The organism is Candidatus Pantoea gossypiicola (genome assembly GCF_008632075.1).
GTDB classification, from domain to species: Bacteria; Pseudomonadota; Gammaproteobacteria; order Enterobacterales; family Enterobacteriaceae; genus Pantoea; species Pantoea gossypiicola.
In genome coordinates, this window is sequence record NZ_VWVM01000002.1 from 200,866 (window position 1) to 217,609 (window position 16,744).

Sequence of the window (16,744 nt, forward strand, 5' to 3'; positions counted from 1 at the left end):
ATTACCCTGCATCCTGAAGTTCGAAATGGCCGCTCTCCAGATCAACCTGAGTGCGGAACAGAAACGCCAGCGGATAAGGCACGCACCAGAGCCGCCCTTTGATCTCAATCGACAGTACGTTGTGCAGACTGAGCGAACTGAGATCGCTGACGCAGCGCACCTGGAGTCCCTGCGGCAGAATGCGCGGTTCGAAGTGCAGAATGGCGTTGGTCATTTTGCGCTGCATATCCTGCCATTCGATATCGGAGACGTTCTGTCCGGCCAGCGGCGCTACGCCGAAATTCCAGACCGAGCGCTGTACCTGATCGAAACCGCCCAGATCCTGCTGCGCTTCATTGTTGATGGTGTTAAACAGCCACTGCAGATCGCGCAGCACGTGGCGGCGCAGCGTGCTGTGGCTGATCAGCATGCTGTTCTCCGGCTCCTGTTGCTTGTCCGGCGCGTTGTCGGTCAGGCGATCCAGCAGAGAGGATTGCAGCTTGTCGCGGGCGGTTAACGCATCGCGCTTTTTGCGCGCACGAAAGCCGCCATGCAGCTGGACATAGCCGTCGTTGTGCGTGCCTGAATCATGGCTCATCGGCGGACTCAACGTTATCAAACGCGACCTTGTGCAGGCTCAGCAGTGAGAACTCTGCGCTGTCGCTGAGCCACATTTTTTGTCCCTGGCCGATAAACTGGTCCGGGTCGTTGCCCAGCGGCTGCCATTCGGTGACGCTGGCGCGCAGAAAACGCTCTTCCGCACCCGCCAGCAGCGGATAGCGCGCCGGGATCTGGCACACCTGCTCGCTGCCATCCACGAGTTGCACCCGCGTATGACGCCACACCAGATCGGTGACGCTGGCGGGTGCCTGGAACTGCATCTCACGAATGGCGGCAAACGGGATCCAGTAATAACGGCCCTGATTGATCACTTCACACACCGGCCCGAAACGACTGTCGCCATCCATCAGCCAGCTGAAGGCGGCGGGCTGATCCTGCCCGGTCGCGGTGCCGGGATTAACGGCAGCAAGCTCCAGCGCGTCAGCCCGCAGTGCGCTGCCGCGCGCGACATCGCCCACGGTTTCGGCCTGCAACGCGGCCAGCAGCGTATCGCACCAGTGCCACGCGCTGCCCGGCAGCACCGGCTGTGCCTCGCCACGCAGCACGGCGTCACGCTGCAGCTCACCGGCAATCGCCTGTTGCAACAGATTGACGGTCGGTTGCGCCTGCGGGCTTAATGCCAGCCAGGATTGCAGCTGCGTCTGCGCACGCATCCAGTTGCCCGCCAGACAGAGCAGTTGCACAAAGGCAGCCCGCAGGTCGGCGTTCGCCGGATTGGCCTGAATCTGGCGGGTCACATCAGCCAGCGTCTCGCTGAGCGTGGCGTTAGCCAGACGGTGTTGTAAGGATTCCATGCAAACTCCTTTTGCGTCAGTTAAGGGTGCGATAGACCGCAGCGGCGGGATCTTTCAGTTCAGGGTGCAGTTTTTCCACCAGCTTTACGCTCAGCGTGGCATCACCGCTGACCCACGGTGACCAGACTTTGCGGACTTCCTGCAGACGTGCCTGCAGCGCACTCTCATCAGCGGCTTCACTGGCGGGCATCTGCACCACCACCTGACGCGTTGACTGCCAGCCGTTAAAACGGTTGCTGAACGGCAGAACCAGCCAGCTGTCCGGAGATTTCTCGTTACTCAGCACCATGCGCTCGCTGTTGACCGTGGTGATATGCAGTTCAGCGGTAGACCACTGACTGCTCAGTCCCATCACCGGGAAGCCCTGCAGGAAGGTCACGCCGACGGCTGCCGGCGCACCGTTACCCTGCTGCGTCAGGCGGCTGTGTCCGCTGAGCCAGCCATCGGAACCGCAAACCAGCCCCTGCTTAGCTGGCACAAACAGTGCGCTGCCCTGCGCCGGATGCTGCCACCAGGTGCGGAAATGGCAGCCGTCGAGAAGGCTGAACTGCAGCCATGGCGAGGTGTCAGCCTGAGCGGCATTGACCAATGGGTCCGCAGGCACGGCAGTCGTCGCTGGCTGTTGCTGTGCAGGCGGCGCAGACGGCGTCACCACGGTCTTCCACTGCTGCGCCCGGGCGGCACTGCCGGTGGCGATTTCACTGCCCGCTGTATCGGTCAGCTGCCAGTGCAGCTGCTGCAGCGGCTTACACTGCGACGCCATCAGGCCAGCCACCCGTGGCAGAAACTCTTTTAAGACCGTTGGGTTTTTCTCACCCAGCGTGACGATGCGCAGGTTAATGGTGCTGTTACACCAGCTCGACAGCTGATTGTTTTTGACGTCATCAATCCAGACATCCAGTTTCTGTGCCGGGGACTGAACGATGCGATAGTTTTCAGCATAAGCGTGCGTGCTGAGCAGCAGCGCAGCCAGACCCAGTAATCCATATTTCATGTTGGCGTTCTCAATCTCGCAGAGGGAAGAACTGCGCCGCTTCAGAGAGCGAGTGCAGCAAAGTGGTGTCCTGGGGCGATCCGATCCAGACGGCCAGTGCGCTGAAATTATCCTGCTGCCCCTGATCTGACTGATCGTTTTTGATGATTTGCTGCATCAGCGTCAGCCACTCTTCCGGCGTATTCACCATGTGCAGTGACTGCTGCATCTGCTCCAGCGTCACACCGTGCCAGAAACCATCGGTGCAGAGCAGAAAGGCATCGCCATCCTCAATCCCGACCACGTCGCTGTAGCTGGCGTCGCGCTGCTCATCACCCATTCCCAGCGCAAAATAGAGCAGATTGCTGTTGATGCCTTCGGTGCGATGTCCGGCATCTTTCATCTGCTGTACCAGGCTGTGGTCGGTGGTGACCAGATAGAGATAGCCGCGGCGGAACAGATAAAGGCGGCTGTCACCGGCATGCGCCCAGCAGGCAAGGTGGTAGTCGCGGTCGATGAACAGGCTGACCAGCGTGGTTCCCATCCGACTGTGCTCGCTGCTGGCTTTCTGCTGCTGCCGGATGGCGTGATTCGCGTGATTAACGTAGTTGCGAATCGACTGCGCATTGAGGTGCGCATCCCCATCAAACGCTTCCAGCAGGCTGCTGCGGGCGATCGCGGCCGCCCTGTCGCCGCCGGGAAACCCGGCCACACCGTCGCACACCACAAAACAGGCGGAGCGCTTACCGATGACATCACCGATCTGATCCTGATTACTGGCGCGATCGCCCTGATTCGACGTCGAGGCAATAGTGATATTCATGCGTCATCCGTGTGGGTTTGTGAGTCTTTGTACTGATTAACTTCCAGGTCATAGGCGTGCAGAAACGCTTCACCAAACAGGGTGTGGAAATCGTCTTCGATCTCGCCCGCCGTCTCACCGTAGCGCTCAACAAAATGCTCCCACAGTGCCGCCTTGCGGCTGCCCGGCAGGCCGATACGGGAAACCGACCCCGCCTGACGCGCCTCCTCTTCCAGCTGCTCCGGATTAAAGGATTGCAGCATTGAGGCGATGATGGCGCGGATACCGGCGATCATGCCCAGCTGGTGCGCCTGCAAATCGATCAGCGCATCCCGCACCGCCTGACGCGGTGGCATAAAGCCCGGCATCCGGCTGCCGAACATCTGCATCAGGACGGTTTTACCCGATGGCAGCAGCTTGAAGGGGTTATTGGCGTCGTCGAGGATCACCGTCATGTCGGCCTTAACGCCGCGCTTAAGGATCGAGCGCGATGACAGCAGTGCGACCGTGCCCTGCGAGAACATGCTGAGCATCTGACCAAACTGCAGCATCTGCTCGCGGTCAAACTGCGGCGTTGGCTGCAGATCGCGCAGACCCATGCCTTCCAGCAGCGCGTCCAGCAGTTCACCTTTCAGCGCATCGCCGCTGCTCTGGCTGGATGTGGAGGGCTGCACGGCGGCGGCATGCTGGTGACCCGAGGCAACCGGATCAATGCGCAGCCGCCCTTTCGGCGTCGGTGAGGGAGTACGCTGCACCGCCTGGGGTGTCGGCAGCGTAATGCCGCCGTAGTCGTTTTGCGGATTAACCGCATCTGTCTGACCGGATTCCGCCTCATCCGCCAGCAGCGTCTGGCGCGGGGCCTCACTATGAGGCTGGTCATCAACGGGTAAGTCGATGCCGTTGAACAGCGGTGAGTGATCCATTTCGTTCACACTGACGGGAGCCTGCTCAGGTGAGCGTGCGGCAACCGGCTCAGGCTTTGTCTCTGGCTGAGGCGGCACATGCAGCGTCGCCGGTTTCGCTGGCTCCGGCTGCGCCAGCGGCACCGCGTTCCCCATCATCAGTCCTAAGGGATCATCATGGTTGCGCACATCCGCACTGCTCTCGCCGTCGAACAGGCTCAGTGGATCCAGTTCAGCGGTGGGCGCTTCAGACTGCTTTGGCGCGCTGGGCTGCTGAGCTGACAGCGTGCTCGGCGTGCGGTCGTCAAAAATGCTCTGCTGCGCGAACAGCGCATCGCCGTCGTCAAACAGGCTGCTGTTTTTGGGCTGCTGACCGTAATCCAGCGGCGCATCGTTGATCAGCTGTGCCAGTGGATCTTCCGGATTGCGGTCTGGCATAGCGGGCGCGGTCAGCGGATGGGCATCCGGCATCTCCGGCACGGCTTTGCGTTTAGAGAGATCGTCGGAAATCGAAAACTCTTTCGCCAGGCTGTCCCAGATTTCGCTGGGGATGGCGGCGGTGGTGCTGGCTTTTTCGGCTACAGGTTCACGAGGAGCCGCGGCAGGCTGGACCGGCTCCGGACGCGGAACCGCCCTTTCAGCCTGCGGTTGCTGTGCACTGTTGAGATCGCTGACCAGCAGCTGATAATCATCGATGCCCAGAATGTCCCCATCCTGCAGCTCAACCTGACGACCGCGTTCCAGCGGAATATCGTTGAGCAGCACGCGCGTCACATTGCCACGATTAGTCAGGCGACACTCACCGTTCGCGGTGATGTGCACAATGGCCTGCAACCGGGAGAGCGTTCGGTCGTCATCCGGCAGCACCAGATTGTTATCCACACCGCGACCAATGGTGCCGCCGGGCGGGAAAAAATCACAATGAGTTTGCGGCGGCTGTTGGCCGGGTTTAGTCGTTATTATCGTAAAGCGCATAACGGATTCCTGCGGTTAGCGGTTCGGCATCTATACCGCGCACCTCTCGGGGAAAGGCGCGGGGTATAGGGAGCAGGGAGTTTAATTTTGGAGCTGAGTTTATTTAAATTAGTAATGCCGGATACGTTACTTAAATTGACAGAGTGACTGGTTAATAAATTAAATCCACTGCGATGGGAATTAATTCTTAATTAAAGAAGCATGCAGCATAATTCCGAATCAGAAAAGACAGCATATCAGAAACGAATAAGAGTAATTTTTTTGAATTTTAAACAGACATAAATCTTTCTGGGTAATCAGTAAGGTAGTTGCTTCAGAATTGCAGTGCGTTCCTTATCGAGACGGTCAATACAGAAATTCATGACACTCACATAAGCATCGCTGCCCTCTTCAGCGGCATAGGCTTCCAGCCTGAACTGACTATCACGGTATTTAAGCCAGTGGCGCTGAGTATCAAGGAAGGCACTTCGGTACTGGCTGAACTCCTGATCATGGCCTTTATAAAAGTGCTCGATTCGGTTCTTCGCCGCTTTATACTCTTTATTTAAAGTCAGCTCAGACTCTATTTTATTTTTTTCTGCACATTCATTAACTTCCTGAGTGTTATTCCCGTTCGAACAATCACTCATCGCCTGGACGGAGGAAACATAAGAAGCTAAAACGCATAGCAGTAAATAAAAATATTTCATCAGAAACTTACCATTGATATTAACTTTTATTTTTATATCTTTCGTAAAGCATCTTAGCATCCTGGCTTTGCGAAAGTAATGTGCATTTCATCATATTGAAGTTACCTGATACCGAGCCGGTCAGGTTCATCTTCAGATACGCATTAATCAACTTATCACCATCACTGAATGCTTCAACAGGGAGGTGGCTTACCTCTAACCAGGCTGATGCACTTTTAAAGGCATCATCGGTGAAGGCCTTGTCAGTCGAAGCCTTACCTGCACAGCGGTTCAGAAGCCAGTTCCTGAAAATCTGCGGTTGCTTAAAGGCGTCTGGGACCGGAGACGTTATCGCCAGCACTGCAGGAGAAAACGTCAGAACGAATAACATCAGGACTTTTTTCATTTTAGTATCCACAGGGAAGCGACATCAGGGACACACTGCCATAATCTGCGCATTCAGGAAGCGACAGGTATCAGAACAGATATTGCTTTTTCAGGGTGTCACATGCACTCGGATATTACTGAAGCCATCTCCATGATCATAGTTAAGCACATACTAGTTATAAAAATGACGCCAGATAATAAAACCTAAACCTCCGCCAATCATCATTACCGCAGTCACCATATTTAAAGTATGAAGGCGTATTAGCCAGCCTATTTCTTTTTCAGGTAACGATTGAATAAAATCATAAGTCTCCTGGCTAACGCTCTCCTTACCTCTACGCTGAAGTTTCACACCTTTATATAAGCGTGCAAACCAGGAAATTTTCACAGGATGGAATGATGGACTGAAAAAGGAGCTAACCTGAGTGCTGAAATCAAGATCCAATCTTCTTTTACGAAACTCGCCAATTAATGATTCATAGTTTTGAACATTTTTTCTGAATATTATGTAGCCTACAATTTGCAAAGCAATCGAACTCAGAAAAGACATCACTGACACAGCAATCAAAATGCAAGGCCAGGTCATAAAGTCTTATCCATAGCTTCAGTTAAATACATAAATAAAAATAGCCATAAAAAAAGCCCAGACAACTGTCAGAAAAAAAGTAAGCTGGTAAAGATAGAGCGTCTTTTCCATCCAAACCATTTTGTCTTTAGGTTGTTTTTGTACAAATTCATAGGCCTTTATGCTGACATTTTCAGATTTAGAAAAGCGCATTTTCCGCCCTTTCCTGAGATTCATGAAAAAGGCTAACTTCTGATAATTAGCATAGAACCCCAAATGATTTGCAACTTTCGTGGTTAGGTCTAATTGCAAGCCAGCATTTTGATAAAGATCGATAAAATCCTGATACGCCTTTCGATTAACTCTAAAGAACCACGCAGCATAGACATGCAGAAGAATAACCAAAACAGATAAAATCACACTGCCATACATAAAAAAATCATACAAACTCATAAAATCTTATCCATTAAAATGCCTGCCCCTTTTTCACCCAGCTTAGCAGCACCAAAACCACCTGCAGCGGATCCGACTATTCCACAAGCTAACGCACCTATACCTCCGGTTGCAACACCCAGTGCTACGCAGGCAGAAGTTGCGATTGCACCCGCCGCCGTGCCGCCCAGGATACCTGCAGTCGTGCTTGCTGCAAACTGAGAATACCCTTTCACCGCTACTTTTGAGCATTCTTCTTCTCTTTCAGTGGTACAGCTGTGATAAACCTCATTCGTTGTATTCACAGCACTAAATCCTATCGAAACCCATCCACCCATTTTCATAAATTTCGCTGCTTTGGCTGCACTATCGACATAGGTCGAATAACCACGTATTACTCCTGTGCCAGCAGTTTGCCAGTCATGAATAATAGATGAGCTGGAAAGGTTTAAAGCATGCTTAATTTTTTCATAGGGGCGCAAGTTCAACATAAATCGGGATAAACGATTCAGTAATACTTCAACTTCACCAAACAGGCGTTTACGCTCGATAAAAAACTGCTGCCCGAACAATGTTCCTGATGTCAGATATTGGTTACGGTAGGCATTCTCAATAGCGACAAGTTTCTTGCCAATTTCATTGAAATAGCGCTCTCCCGCATCGCCGATGATACCTGATGCTTTATCCATAAAATTGGTAATAGCAGCAATGGAAGCATAATGGCGGTTAAAGAAATCAGCCTCATCAACGGTCAGATGAGTGACACTATTATTGGTTCTGGATTTAGCTTCTTCCAGCGTGCGCATGGCTGCCGGGTGATTATTACCATTCGGATCGGCAACGATTAAAATCTGGCCGGGTTTAGCCCATGCAACATCAGCATTTAATTGCAAAAAATAGTTCGCGGCAGACATATTGCGCGTGCCATAAAGCCACATTGCCTGCTCAGTCAGTCTTCCTGGACGCTGAACAACACAAAATCCCGGCTCAATTGAGTTTTTCTCAGCCATAACAACCTCCTTTTGCAATTAAATGTTCGAAACGTATAACTATTGCATCTGATTCCTTGAATTTTAATGAAGATACGCCCCCTTTTCGGAGGCGTATTTTATTAAGCTTCTTTATTGCCTTTGATGTCCCAGCCAGCGCTGCTCTCTGCGCCTTTGCCGCCGGAAGAACTCTGCTCCCAGTACTGCTGCTTCACTTTGGATGCCTGGAAGGAGTAGGTCATTCCCAGGGTATCGCCGTTGTCGGAGCCATTGTAATTCACCGCGGTCACCAGAACGTCTTCCAGGGTGATGCGCGCATACTCGACCTGAGAACCGCCCGCTTTACAGATAGAGAGTTCAACTTTAGTGAGATGCTTACCGCTTGCGCAGTTCTTCAGCAGCGCAGTGGTGGATTTGTCGATCAGTGCATTCACGTGCAGGTCGTTGAAGTTAACTTTACCCGCACCGCCGCCGCCGCCCACAGACATGTTGCCTGGCTGAGAAGCACCCCATGAGAAAGAGGTAATATCAGTCCAGCCAGTGTGGTTAGAGTCTTTAGATTCGCCGGTGACACCGTCGACCTTCATAAACATATCAATAGCCATTATCTTTCACTCTTTATTGGTTGAGATGATTGCTTTCAAAAAAAGCAAGGATATGGCAAAAAGAAAAGCATGGGGCTGAATAAAACAGTCCATATTTTACCTTTGCCTTGCTTCTGAAATATCGTCATAAACCATATTTCAGATAGTGCATTGCCGGGCACCAGACCGGGCAATGTATTTAATCAATTGTCATGATGAGAAATTGAGGTTCTGACCGGTTATTCAGGAAGCAGAAAAGCGCTCAATAAATTCTTCTTAGCTTATCCGCTGCCCAATAAAAACCTAATGATGCAGTGACTGAAAGAGTAATCAGAATGCCGTTAATTATTTCCCCCATCATCGTGACATTCCAGTCAAAGACGAAGAGGTAATAACCTGCGCATGTGAATAAAATCAGGGCTGAAATAAAAACCAGCAGATAACGGAGTAAATACAGAGCTAATTTTTTAACCATTCTTTTATCCTCCCTGACATTCACCTCAGCAATCTTTCTGTGAGGCATCAGGCGCAAAACCTTTTCGCGCCTGATAACCTTACGACTCAGCCCTTAAGCATTGTCATTTTTCAGTGACGGCAGCTTAGAGACCAGACGCAGCGAAACGGTTAAACCTTCCAGCTGGTAGTGCGGACGCAGGAAGAACTTCGCGGCGTAATAGCCGGGATTGTCTTCCTGCTCTTCCACATTCACCTCGGCAGCGGCCAGCGGCTTGCGAGACTTGGTCTCCTGCGAGGAGTTAGCTGGATCGCCATCGACGTAGTTCATCACCCAGTCGTTCAGCCAGCGTTCCATCTCATCGCGCTCGCGGAAGGAGCCGATCTTGTCACGCACGATGCACTTCAGGTAATGCGCAAAGCGGCAGCAGGCGAACAGATAAGGCAGACGCGCGGCCAGACGGGCATTGGCGGTGGCATCGGCGTCGTGATATTCCGTCGGCTTCTGCAGTGACTGCGCGCCAATAAAGGCGGCGAAGTCAGAGTTTTTGCGATGCACCAGCGGCATAAAGCCGTTTTTAGCCAGCTCGGCCTCACGACGATCGCTGATGGCGATTTCGGTCGGACACTTCATGTCCACGCCGCCATCATCGCTCGGGAAGGTGTGGCACGGCAGGTTCTCAACCGCCCCGCCCGATTCCACGCCGCGGATTGCGGTACACCAGCCATACTCCTTAAAGGAGCGGTTGATGTTGGCGGCCATCGCGTACGCCGCATTGCTCCAGGTGTAGTTGCCGTGATCGGAACCGTCGGTCTGCTCTTCAAAATCGAAACTGTCGACCGGGTTGGTACGAATGCCATAAGGCAGACGCGCCAGGAAACGCGGCATCACCAGGCCCAGATAGCGTGCATCTTCCGACTCACGCAGGCTGCGCCAGGCGGCATATTCGGTGTTCTGGAAGATTTTGGTCAGATCGCGCGGATTCGCCAGCTCCTGCCAGGATTCCATCTGCATCACTTCCGGCGCGGTGCCGGTGATAAACGGACAGTGTGCCGCCGAACCGATGCGTGCCATCTCACCCAGCAGCTCAACATCCTGCGGGCTGTGGTCGAAGTAGTAGTCGCCCACCAGACAGCCAAACGGCTCGCCGCCGAACTGACCATACTCCTGCTCGTAAATCTTCTTGAACAGCGGGCTTTGGTCCCAGCCAGCACCTTTGTAGCGCTTCAGAGAGCGGCCCAGCTCCTGTTTGGAGATGCTCATAAAGCGAATTTTCAGCATCTCGTCTGTTTCAGTGTTGTTCACCAGATAGCTCAGGCCGCGCCAGGCGCTCTCCAGCGATTGAAACTCCGGATGGTGAATAATCTGGTTAACCTGCTGCGACAGCTTTTCGTCGATCTCCGCAATCAGCGCCTGAATGGTGCGATAGGCGTCGCTGGAAACGGTGACGGTGTTCTCCAGCGCCTGCTGCGCCAGGGTTTTTACCGCGCTTTCGACCGCGGCGCGTGCCTGGTCGCTTTTCGGCCGGAACTCTTTGTTCAGCAGCGCGCTGAACTCATCCTGACTGAAACTGGCTGCGCCCTGCGACTGGGGTTGTTGTGAAGTCTGCGTCATGCCTGCGGCTCCTTACCTTCAGTGGCCTCATCCTGCTTCGGCAGATGAGTCAGGGCCTGTAACAACGTCGGATCCTGCAGCACTTTACCAATCAACTCTTCTGCGCCGTTTTTGCCGTCCATGTAGGTCAGCAGATTTGCCAGCTGGGTCCGGGCTTCCAGCAGCTTGCTCAGCGGCTCAACGTTGCGGGCCACGGCATCCGGCGAAAAGTCATCCATGCTGTCGAAGGTGAGATCGATGTTGAGCTTGCCTTCGCCATTCAGGGTGTTGTCTACCTGGAACGCGGCGCGTGGCTTCAGCGCTTTCATGCGCTCATCGAAGTTATCGATGTCGATCTCAAGGAATTTGCGGTCGTCGATGCCCGGCTGCGGCTCCAGCGGTTTACCCACCAGATCCGCCAGCACGCCCATCACAAACGGCAGCTGGATTTTGCGTTCCGCGCCATAAATTTCCACGTCATATTCAATCTGAACGCGAGGCGCGCGATTGCGGGCAATGAACTTCTGCCCACTGGATTTGCTTGTTGCCATGGTTTTCTCCATCAATGATGCGCGGATAATGTGTCACAGCAGGCGCGCAGGTCCCGCTGTGTGAGTGGGTCACGCCTGCTTAGTCGCGACGTCCGAAAATGGTTTCCAGCTGATGCACGCCATCGGGTGCCAGCTCGCGGATGATCTCCAGGAAGTCGCGCTCGATTAAGCGCTGCACCCGGTCGATCATCAGCGGAGCGGGATGACTCGGCTCATGTTGGGTAAAATAGAGCTTCACTTTCTCCAGCATCAGCTGGGCATCGGCGCGGGAACTGATCTGTACCGTGCGCCAGTCCGCGGCCGCGCGCGGCACCGCTGCGACCGCCGCCGGGGCCGCCGCTTCTGCGGATTGTTCCGCCGCTGCGGCAGGAATCAACTGGCTGATGTCGGTGGCCTGGCAGCGTTCGGCGATCAGCGCAATCTGTCTGCGCAGCAGGGCCAGTTCCGGCACCGCCGCGTCGCCCAGCCGTTCGGCCACGGTTTCACAGATGGTCTGCAGCCGCTCATGAATCTGCAGCACCGCCTCAATACCGGGCTGGTCGCCGCGCGCCAGTTCATCGATCAGACGCGGCAGGCCACCAGGGTAGTCCGCCACCTCGGTTTTGCTGCCGTCGCACAGGGCGGCCGCATCGCGCAGCGTGATGCAGTCGGACGGGTAGCGCAGCAGCCAGCACTGACGCACCGCGCCACTGAGTTCCGTCTTGTCACCCAGCAGCGCCAGGGCATTAATGCGGTAGAACGGGTCCTGCTCGCCGTACTCTTCCAGCCGGGGCCACAGCGGTTCCCAGTAGAGCAGCAGCGCCTGTTCAATCAGCTTCAGGCCCTGCGCATAGCCCGGCAGCCCTTTCAGCTCCGTCCAGGCGTGGGTCAGCGCCAGCATCACCCGTAAATCTTTACTGCGGGCCAGCAGCGCTATCGCCAGCTTCTCAACTTTGTTCCAGTCGGCGGGTTCGGCCGGAATGATGGTGTTGCCGAACTGCTGTTCGGCTTTACCGGCACTGGCCTGCTCCATCGCCTGAAAATCAGCGTCGTACTCCAGGTTATCGCCACCGGGATTGTCATCACTGACCGGAGATAGCAAAGCCTCTGTATTCATCGTCATGGGTGTCGCCTCAGGATTCAAACATCGGGGGATAAAGTCCGTTTCGTCCCGGCTTTGCCCCTCCGGCCGGATCAAACAGCAATGAAAAGAGCTGCGCGGTGAAGTTACCGCTATGGACCTGGGTATAAAGCGGGAACCCGTCGCTCTGATTAGTCCACCAGAAACTGGTGTAAAACTGCGGGTCGAAGTTCTCGCCCGGCAGCGTCCAGTTCAGTGTGGAAGGCGTATCGCCATGCCCGATAACGTTGAGGATATCTGACGGCTCACCCGTCTCCTGCGGCGGTTGCGGCTGCGGAATGCTGATCAGTGCCTGATCCAGCTGCTCCGGCGACCCGCCGCCCTGCACCACCCGCAGCAGCGTATTGCCCACCTGCTGATACCACTCGCCGGAGCGTGCCAGCAGGGCCGGCGACCACTCGGCGGGGGTGAAGTGACGCAGCGCGCAGAGCGGGTAGTTACGTCCCACGCTGTCCCGTGCCGCAATCAGGCAGCCCATCTGGATCAGCTGACTGCCCAGCATCGGCGGCACCACAAAATTCCAGACCGGCGCGTTGAGGAACGGGCGCGACGGCGCGTTATCCCCCTCCTGACTGCTCTGCCAGTGATGCAGGCCCACCTGAAACCAGCTGGACCATTGGCGATAGAGGACGTCAGGAAAGCGGCGCTTCACAAAGTCACCCGCGCTGGGCAATTTGCCGTACCAGCAGGGTGCAGCGTAATGAGTCATTGTCGGGTCCTGTTTCAGGGGCAGCTAAAGCCGGGAAGCTGGAACGGGTTACGAATGCTGCCAGGGGTGAACGACAGCGTGACCTGATGCCCCTCCACGCTGAACGTGGCTTCGCGGGTCAGGCCGCCGGCCGCGGTAACACGGGCGCGGTCGAAGAAGCGATTGAGTGCCCAAGGCCCACTGGTGACCAGCGTTGAGGTGGTGCCGTTGGTCAGGCCCAGCTGCATTCGTACCTGGCTGGTGCCGCCCGGACCGGGCCAGCTGACCATCTGTACTGCCTGCGGCCCGTGGGAGTAACGCAATTGCTGTCCATCCACATCCAGCGTCAGGTTAAGAATGTCGTTGTCCATTTTTACGGTGCGCAGCGTGACGCGGAAGCCTGGCGTAGTCGCACCGTTGGCAAAGAACGCATCACGAATTGACTGCGCCTGCTGGAAAGGACGCAGCAGCGCTTCGCCGCCCGGCAGCGTTTTGCCGTCGATACCCGGCGTAAAGCGCCATGAGGCGTTGGTGGTGTCGACTTTGCTGGCCAGGTTGTCGCGGAAGAAGCTGTCCATCATGCCGCTACCGGGGGCGAACATCCGTGCCAGATCGTCGGGTGTGACTTCACTGCGCGCGGAGCGCACCAGCGGATAACGACCGGCGATCGCCTGACGACAGAAACTGCCCACTTCCATAGTGATGCGTTTACGGACGTTATCCATGTCGCGGCGCTGCGCATCGCTGCTCGCCCCGACCGCCATACTGGAGACCATATTCTGCAGCGAACCGGGCAGACGTCCGGCGCTGGCCTGCAAACGACTGATCGCATCGCTGGCCGGTGGCGGCATCCCGCTGTTGGCGGCATCCTGCACCGCCGTGAGGTAGCGATAGAGATCGTCAATCTGATGCAGGAAGTCATCCACCGCCAGCACCTTGCTGCCCTGCTGTAATGGCTGAGCCAGCTCAAGCACAGGCGCAAAATGCACGGCAACCGCCTGCTCCGGTGACGCCTGCGCTGCCGCCTGCCCACGCGCCGCAGCCGCTTCAGGCGAGGTAAACAGCGCTTCAAGGGTGCGGGTGGCGCTGTTATCCGACGGCTTTGCCGCCTGCGCGGTTTTCTCATCGGGCTGCGCCCGGTTCAGCGTCAGCAGGTTACTGAGGTTGATCACCAGCTGGCGCAGCGGCGAGTGGTTGCCCGACAGCAAGCGCGCGGTGTTAATACGCTGCGAGAGATCGGCACTGCTGTTGAGCTGGATATCGCTCAGAAACAGCTCCCACTGCCGGATATAGTCCTGCACATAGAGCTGACGCACTGCAAGATCGGTCTGCTCACTTTTCTGCTGCGGCGCAGCGCCGTCCAGTACCCAGAGATCGTCCTGATAAAGCGCCTGCGTGACCGGACCCATCTGCTTGTCCACATGCTGCCAGTAGCCGTCCGGCGTATAGAGACCTGCCACACCGTCATTAACCGATTTACCGCTTTTGCGGGAAAACACCAGCTCGCTCTGGGGACCACCCAGCGCCGCCAGCGTCACCGTCTGCAGGCTGTCATCACGTTGCAGCAGGCGCTTCAGCCGTCCATAGACGCGCTGTGACAGCGGCATCTGATTAATCAGCGCCTGTTCGCGCTTTACCAGTGCGTCATCCTTCGCATACGGCGACGAGTGAATCTGCGTCTCCAGCAGCTGTTGCAGATGCCACGCCAGCTGTTTTACCTGCTGCTGCGTCACGTTCTGCGGCAGCTCGCGCGACAGGTTAAGCATCAGCCACGCCTGCAGGAACTTGCCATCGTAGTGCTTCGGCTGGTAGAGCATCTGATACGCCTTCAGCGCTTCATAGCTGTAGTCAGCGTCGCTGCCATTGTCATTGCGCAGCCAGCGGGTGATGTTCTGCGCTACCTGCGGCAACAGAAGCTGCTTCAGCGCTTTGTCGTAGAGCGCACGCGTCGCATCGCTGACCTCGGTGCCACGATAAAGGCCCATACGGCGGGTCAGCGGCGGCGATTCCAGCGAGAAGTCGGCGCTTTCCGGCAGGTGCAACAGGGTGTTGAGATAAGGCACCAGCGCAAAGAGATCGCCGTTGACCTGCTTCTGAAGCTGGTCGCCCAGCTGCTCCACCTGCGGCGCTTTAGCGGCCATCTCCTGCAGATAGGCTTTGTTCTTGCTGTAGCTGGTGAGCCACAGTCCGCCCGCGACCAGTAGCAGCAACAGCAGCGCCAGATAGCCTGACCAGAGTCCGGCGCGGTTGCGCAGCTCCCACCAGCGGTTGCTGCCCGCCAGACCCGACTCCTGGAAAATCACATTTTCCAGCACGCCTTTCAGGAAGAAGCTCTGCCCTTTGTTCTGCGGAATCGGGGCGTCTTTATCGACCTGATCCCAGCTGCCCGATTCGCCTGCCTGCTGGCCTGGCAGATTCAGGGCGCGGTTCAGCTCGCCCATTACCCGGTCAAACGGCAGACCTTCCTGGGTGCCGCTGGCAAAGTAGATGCCGCGTGGTGCGAACTGGGTTTCAAAATCGGAGCGGGCAAACAGCGTGTCGAGCGCGTCGGCCAGCAGTGGACGCAGCGCAGCAAACTCCTGCGGGAAGAGATAGCTTTCTGCCCGCGCCTGCGCGTCGCTCTCCGTCAGCAGGCGATCGGCCAGTCCGGCATCGAGTCGCTGTTGCAGCAGTGAATACTCCTGCTGGAACTGGCTGTTCAGCTCAAAATCAGCAGCGGATGCCTTCGCCCACGGGAATGTAAATCCCCAGATCTGCTCACGCTGCGCTTTATCCAGCGAGGCGAAGTAGCTGCGGAAGCCTTTGAGCAGGTCCGCTTTGGTGACCAGCACGTAGACCGGGAAACGGATGCCGAGACGATCGTGCAGCTCCATCAGGCGCTGACGCAGCGCCAGCGCCTGGTTGCGCAGTGCCTCGGGCGACTGGCTCAGCAGATCGGAGACGCTCAGCGTGACGATGACGCCGTTGATCGGCTGACGTCCGCGATATTTACGCAGCAGGTCGAGGAAATGGTGCCATTCGCTGGCATCGCGCTCCTGCTGACTCTCCTGGGTGCTGTAGCGCCCGGCGGTATCGAGCAGCACCGCGTCGTTAGTAAACCACCAGTCGCAGTTGCGGGTGCCGCCAATGCCGCGCAGGGCCGACTTACCAAACTTATCCGCCAGCGGGAACTGCAGGCCCGAGTTGACCAGCGCGGTGGTTTTACCGGCACCGGGTGCGCCGATGATCATGTACCACGGCAGTTGATAGAGGAATTGACGACCAAAGCGCTGCGCCCAGAACGGCGTCCCTTTGCTGCTGTGGCGCTGGAAGTGCGCTTTTCTCAGCATTTCAGTCGCTTCGGAGAAACGGCCCGCCAGCACCTGCTCTTCACTGGTCAGACGCTGACGATCGGCTTCCGGCGCATCGCTTTTGCCGGTTTCCAGACTCGACATCAGCTTGCGGTTAAGCCAGTAATTATAGAGCCGCGGGATCGCCTGCCCCAGGCCCCAGACCAGATAAAGCAGCGCGATACTGATCATGCGGTTCTGTTCTGGCTCAAGCGGCCGCGAATCCACGATAGAGAAGACCGGGCCAATCACCCAGATAATAAATGAGAGCGCAGTGATGCCGACAAAGCCCCACGCAAGGCGGCTGGTCAGCACTGCAAACAGAATATTCAGCATGG

The 16,744-nt window shown here is 56.1% G+C and carries 17 protein-coding genes; all 17 read right to left on the reverse strand.

Going from position 1 to position 16,744, the window contains the following annotated elements; translation table 11 throughout:
* Nucleotide 1: 1 nt before the first annotated feature.
* The 17 genes from tssE to tssM all read right to left on the reverse strand — a co-directional run bounded on the left by tssE (nucleotide 2) and on the right by tssM (nucleotide 16,742).
* Nucleotides 2-577: a type VI secretion system baseplate subunit TssE gene (gene tssE, locus F3I20_RS03255; protein WP_150009541.1), complete on the reverse strand. Its 576-nt coding sequence runs from the start codon at nucleotides 575-577 to the stop codon at nucleotides 2-4.
* On the reverse strand, nucleotides 567-1,394 hold the full coding sequence (locus F3I20_RS03260; protein ID WP_150038152.1) for a type VI secretion system accessory protein TagJ: 828 nt from the start codon (nucleotides 1,392-1,394) through the stop codon (nucleotides 567-569). Before F3I20_RS03260 ends, tssE begins: the two co-directional genes overlap by 11 nt.
* 16 nt (nucleotides 1,395-1,410) lie before the next feature.
* The gene (locus tag F3I20_RS03265; protein WP_150038153.1) at nucleotides 1,411-2,388 is read right to left on the reverse strand and encodes a hypothetical protein; all 978 of its coding nucleotides are present in this window, start codon (nucleotides 2,386-2,388) and stop codon (nucleotides 1,411-1,413) included.
* Between the two features lie 10 nt (nucleotides 2,389-2,398).
* Nucleotides 2,399-3,190 (reverse strand): PP2C family protein-serine/threonine phosphatase, encoded by a 792-nt coding sequence (locus F3I20_RS03270; protein ID WP_013357582.1) that lies wholly within the window; start codon nucleotides 3,188-3,190, stop codon nucleotides 2,399-2,401.
* Nucleotides 3,187-5,046 (reverse strand): type VI secretion system-associated FHA domain protein TagH, encoded by a 1,860-nt coding sequence (gene tagH / locus F3I20_RS03275; protein WP_150038154.1) that lies wholly within the window; start codon nucleotides 5,044-5,046, stop codon nucleotides 3,187-3,189. The genes F3I20_RS03270 and tagH overlap by 4 nt, the downstream gene beginning before the upstream one ends.
* Before the next feature lie 296 nt (nucleotides 5,047-5,342).
* A complete protein-coding gene (locus tag F3I20_RS03280) occupies nucleotides 5,343-5,735 on the reverse strand; it encodes a lysozyme inhibitor LprI family protein (protein ID WP_223822596.1) in 393 nt (130 codons plus the stop codon).
* A 19-nt stretch (nucleotides 5,736-5,754) separates the two neighbouring features.
* Nucleotides 5,755-6,120 carry a T6SS amidase immunity protein Tai4 family protein gene (locus tag F3I20_RS03285; RefSeq protein ID WP_150038156.1) on the reverse strand — a complete coding sequence of 122 codons (366 nt, stop codon included), beginning with the start codon at nucleotides 6,118-6,120 and terminating at the stop codon, nucleotides 5,755-5,757.
* Nucleotides 6,121-6,273: 153 nt separating this feature from the next.
* Nucleotides 6,274-6,687, reverse strand: coding sequence for a hypothetical protein (locus tag F3I20_RS03290; protein WP_150038157.1), 414 nt, complete (start codon nucleotides 6,685-6,687; stop codon nucleotides 6,274-6,276).
* 18 nt (nucleotides 6,688-6,705) lie between these two features.
* Entirely contained in the window at nucleotides 6,706-7,119 is a 414-nt protein-coding gene (locus F3I20_RS03295) for a hypothetical protein (protein ID WP_150038158.1), read from the reverse strand.
* The gene (locus F3I20_RS03300) at nucleotides 7,116-8,108 is read right to left on the reverse strand and encodes a hypothetical protein (RefSeq protein ID WP_150038159.1); all 993 of its coding nucleotides are present in this window, start codon (nucleotides 8,106-8,108) and stop codon (nucleotides 7,116-7,118) included. The genes F3I20_RS03295 and F3I20_RS03300 overlap by 4 nt, the downstream gene beginning before the upstream one ends.
* A 101-nt stretch (nucleotides 8,109-8,209) precedes the next feature.
* Complete coding sequence (locus tag F3I20_RS03305; protein WP_013357577.1) at nucleotides 8,210-8,692, reverse strand: Hcp family type VI secretion system effector; 483 nt, start codon at nucleotides 8,690-8,692, stop codon at nucleotides 8,210-8,212.
* 241 nt (nucleotides 8,693-8,933) lie between these two features.
* On the reverse strand, nucleotides 8,934-9,146 hold the full coding sequence (locus F3I20_RS03310; protein WP_150038160.1) for a hypothetical protein: 213 nt from the start codon (nucleotides 9,144-9,146) through the stop codon (nucleotides 8,934-8,936).
* Nucleotides 9,147-9,239: 93 nt separating this feature from the next.
* Nucleotides 9,240-10,739: a type VI secretion system contractile sheath large subunit gene (gene tssC, locus F3I20_RS03315; RefSeq protein ID WP_150038161.1), complete on the reverse strand. Its 1,500-nt coding sequence runs from the start codon at nucleotides 10,737-10,739 to the stop codon at nucleotides 9,240-9,242.
* The gene (gene tssB / locus F3I20_RS03320; protein WP_013357574.1) at nucleotides 10,736-11,269 is read right to left on the reverse strand and encodes a type VI secretion system contractile sheath small subunit; all 534 of its coding nucleotides are present in this window, start codon (nucleotides 11,267-11,269) and stop codon (nucleotides 10,736-10,738) included. The genes tssC and tssB overlap by 4 nt, the downstream gene beginning before the upstream one ends.
* A gap of 79 nt (nucleotides 11,270-11,348) precedes the next feature.
* Nucleotides 11,349-12,371, reverse strand: a complete 1,023-nt coding sequence (gene tssA / locus F3I20_RS03325; RefSeq protein WP_150038162.1) for a type VI secretion system protein TssA — start codon at nucleotides 12,369-12,371, stop codon at nucleotides 11,349-11,351.
* A 10-nt stretch (nucleotides 12,372-12,381) separates the two neighbouring features.
* A complete protein-coding gene (gene tagF, locus F3I20_RS03330; RefSeq protein WP_013357572.1) occupies nucleotides 12,382-13,098 on the reverse strand; it encodes a type VI secretion system-associated protein TagF in 717 nt (238 codons plus the stop codon).
* 14 nt (nucleotides 13,099-13,112) lie between these two features.
* Nucleotides 13,113-16,742, reverse strand: a complete 3,630-nt coding sequence (gene tssM, locus F3I20_RS03335; protein ID WP_150038163.1) for a type VI secretion system membrane subunit TssM — start codon at nucleotides 16,740-16,742, stop codon at nucleotides 13,113-13,115.
* Nucleotides 16,743-16,744 lie beyond the last annotated feature (2 nt).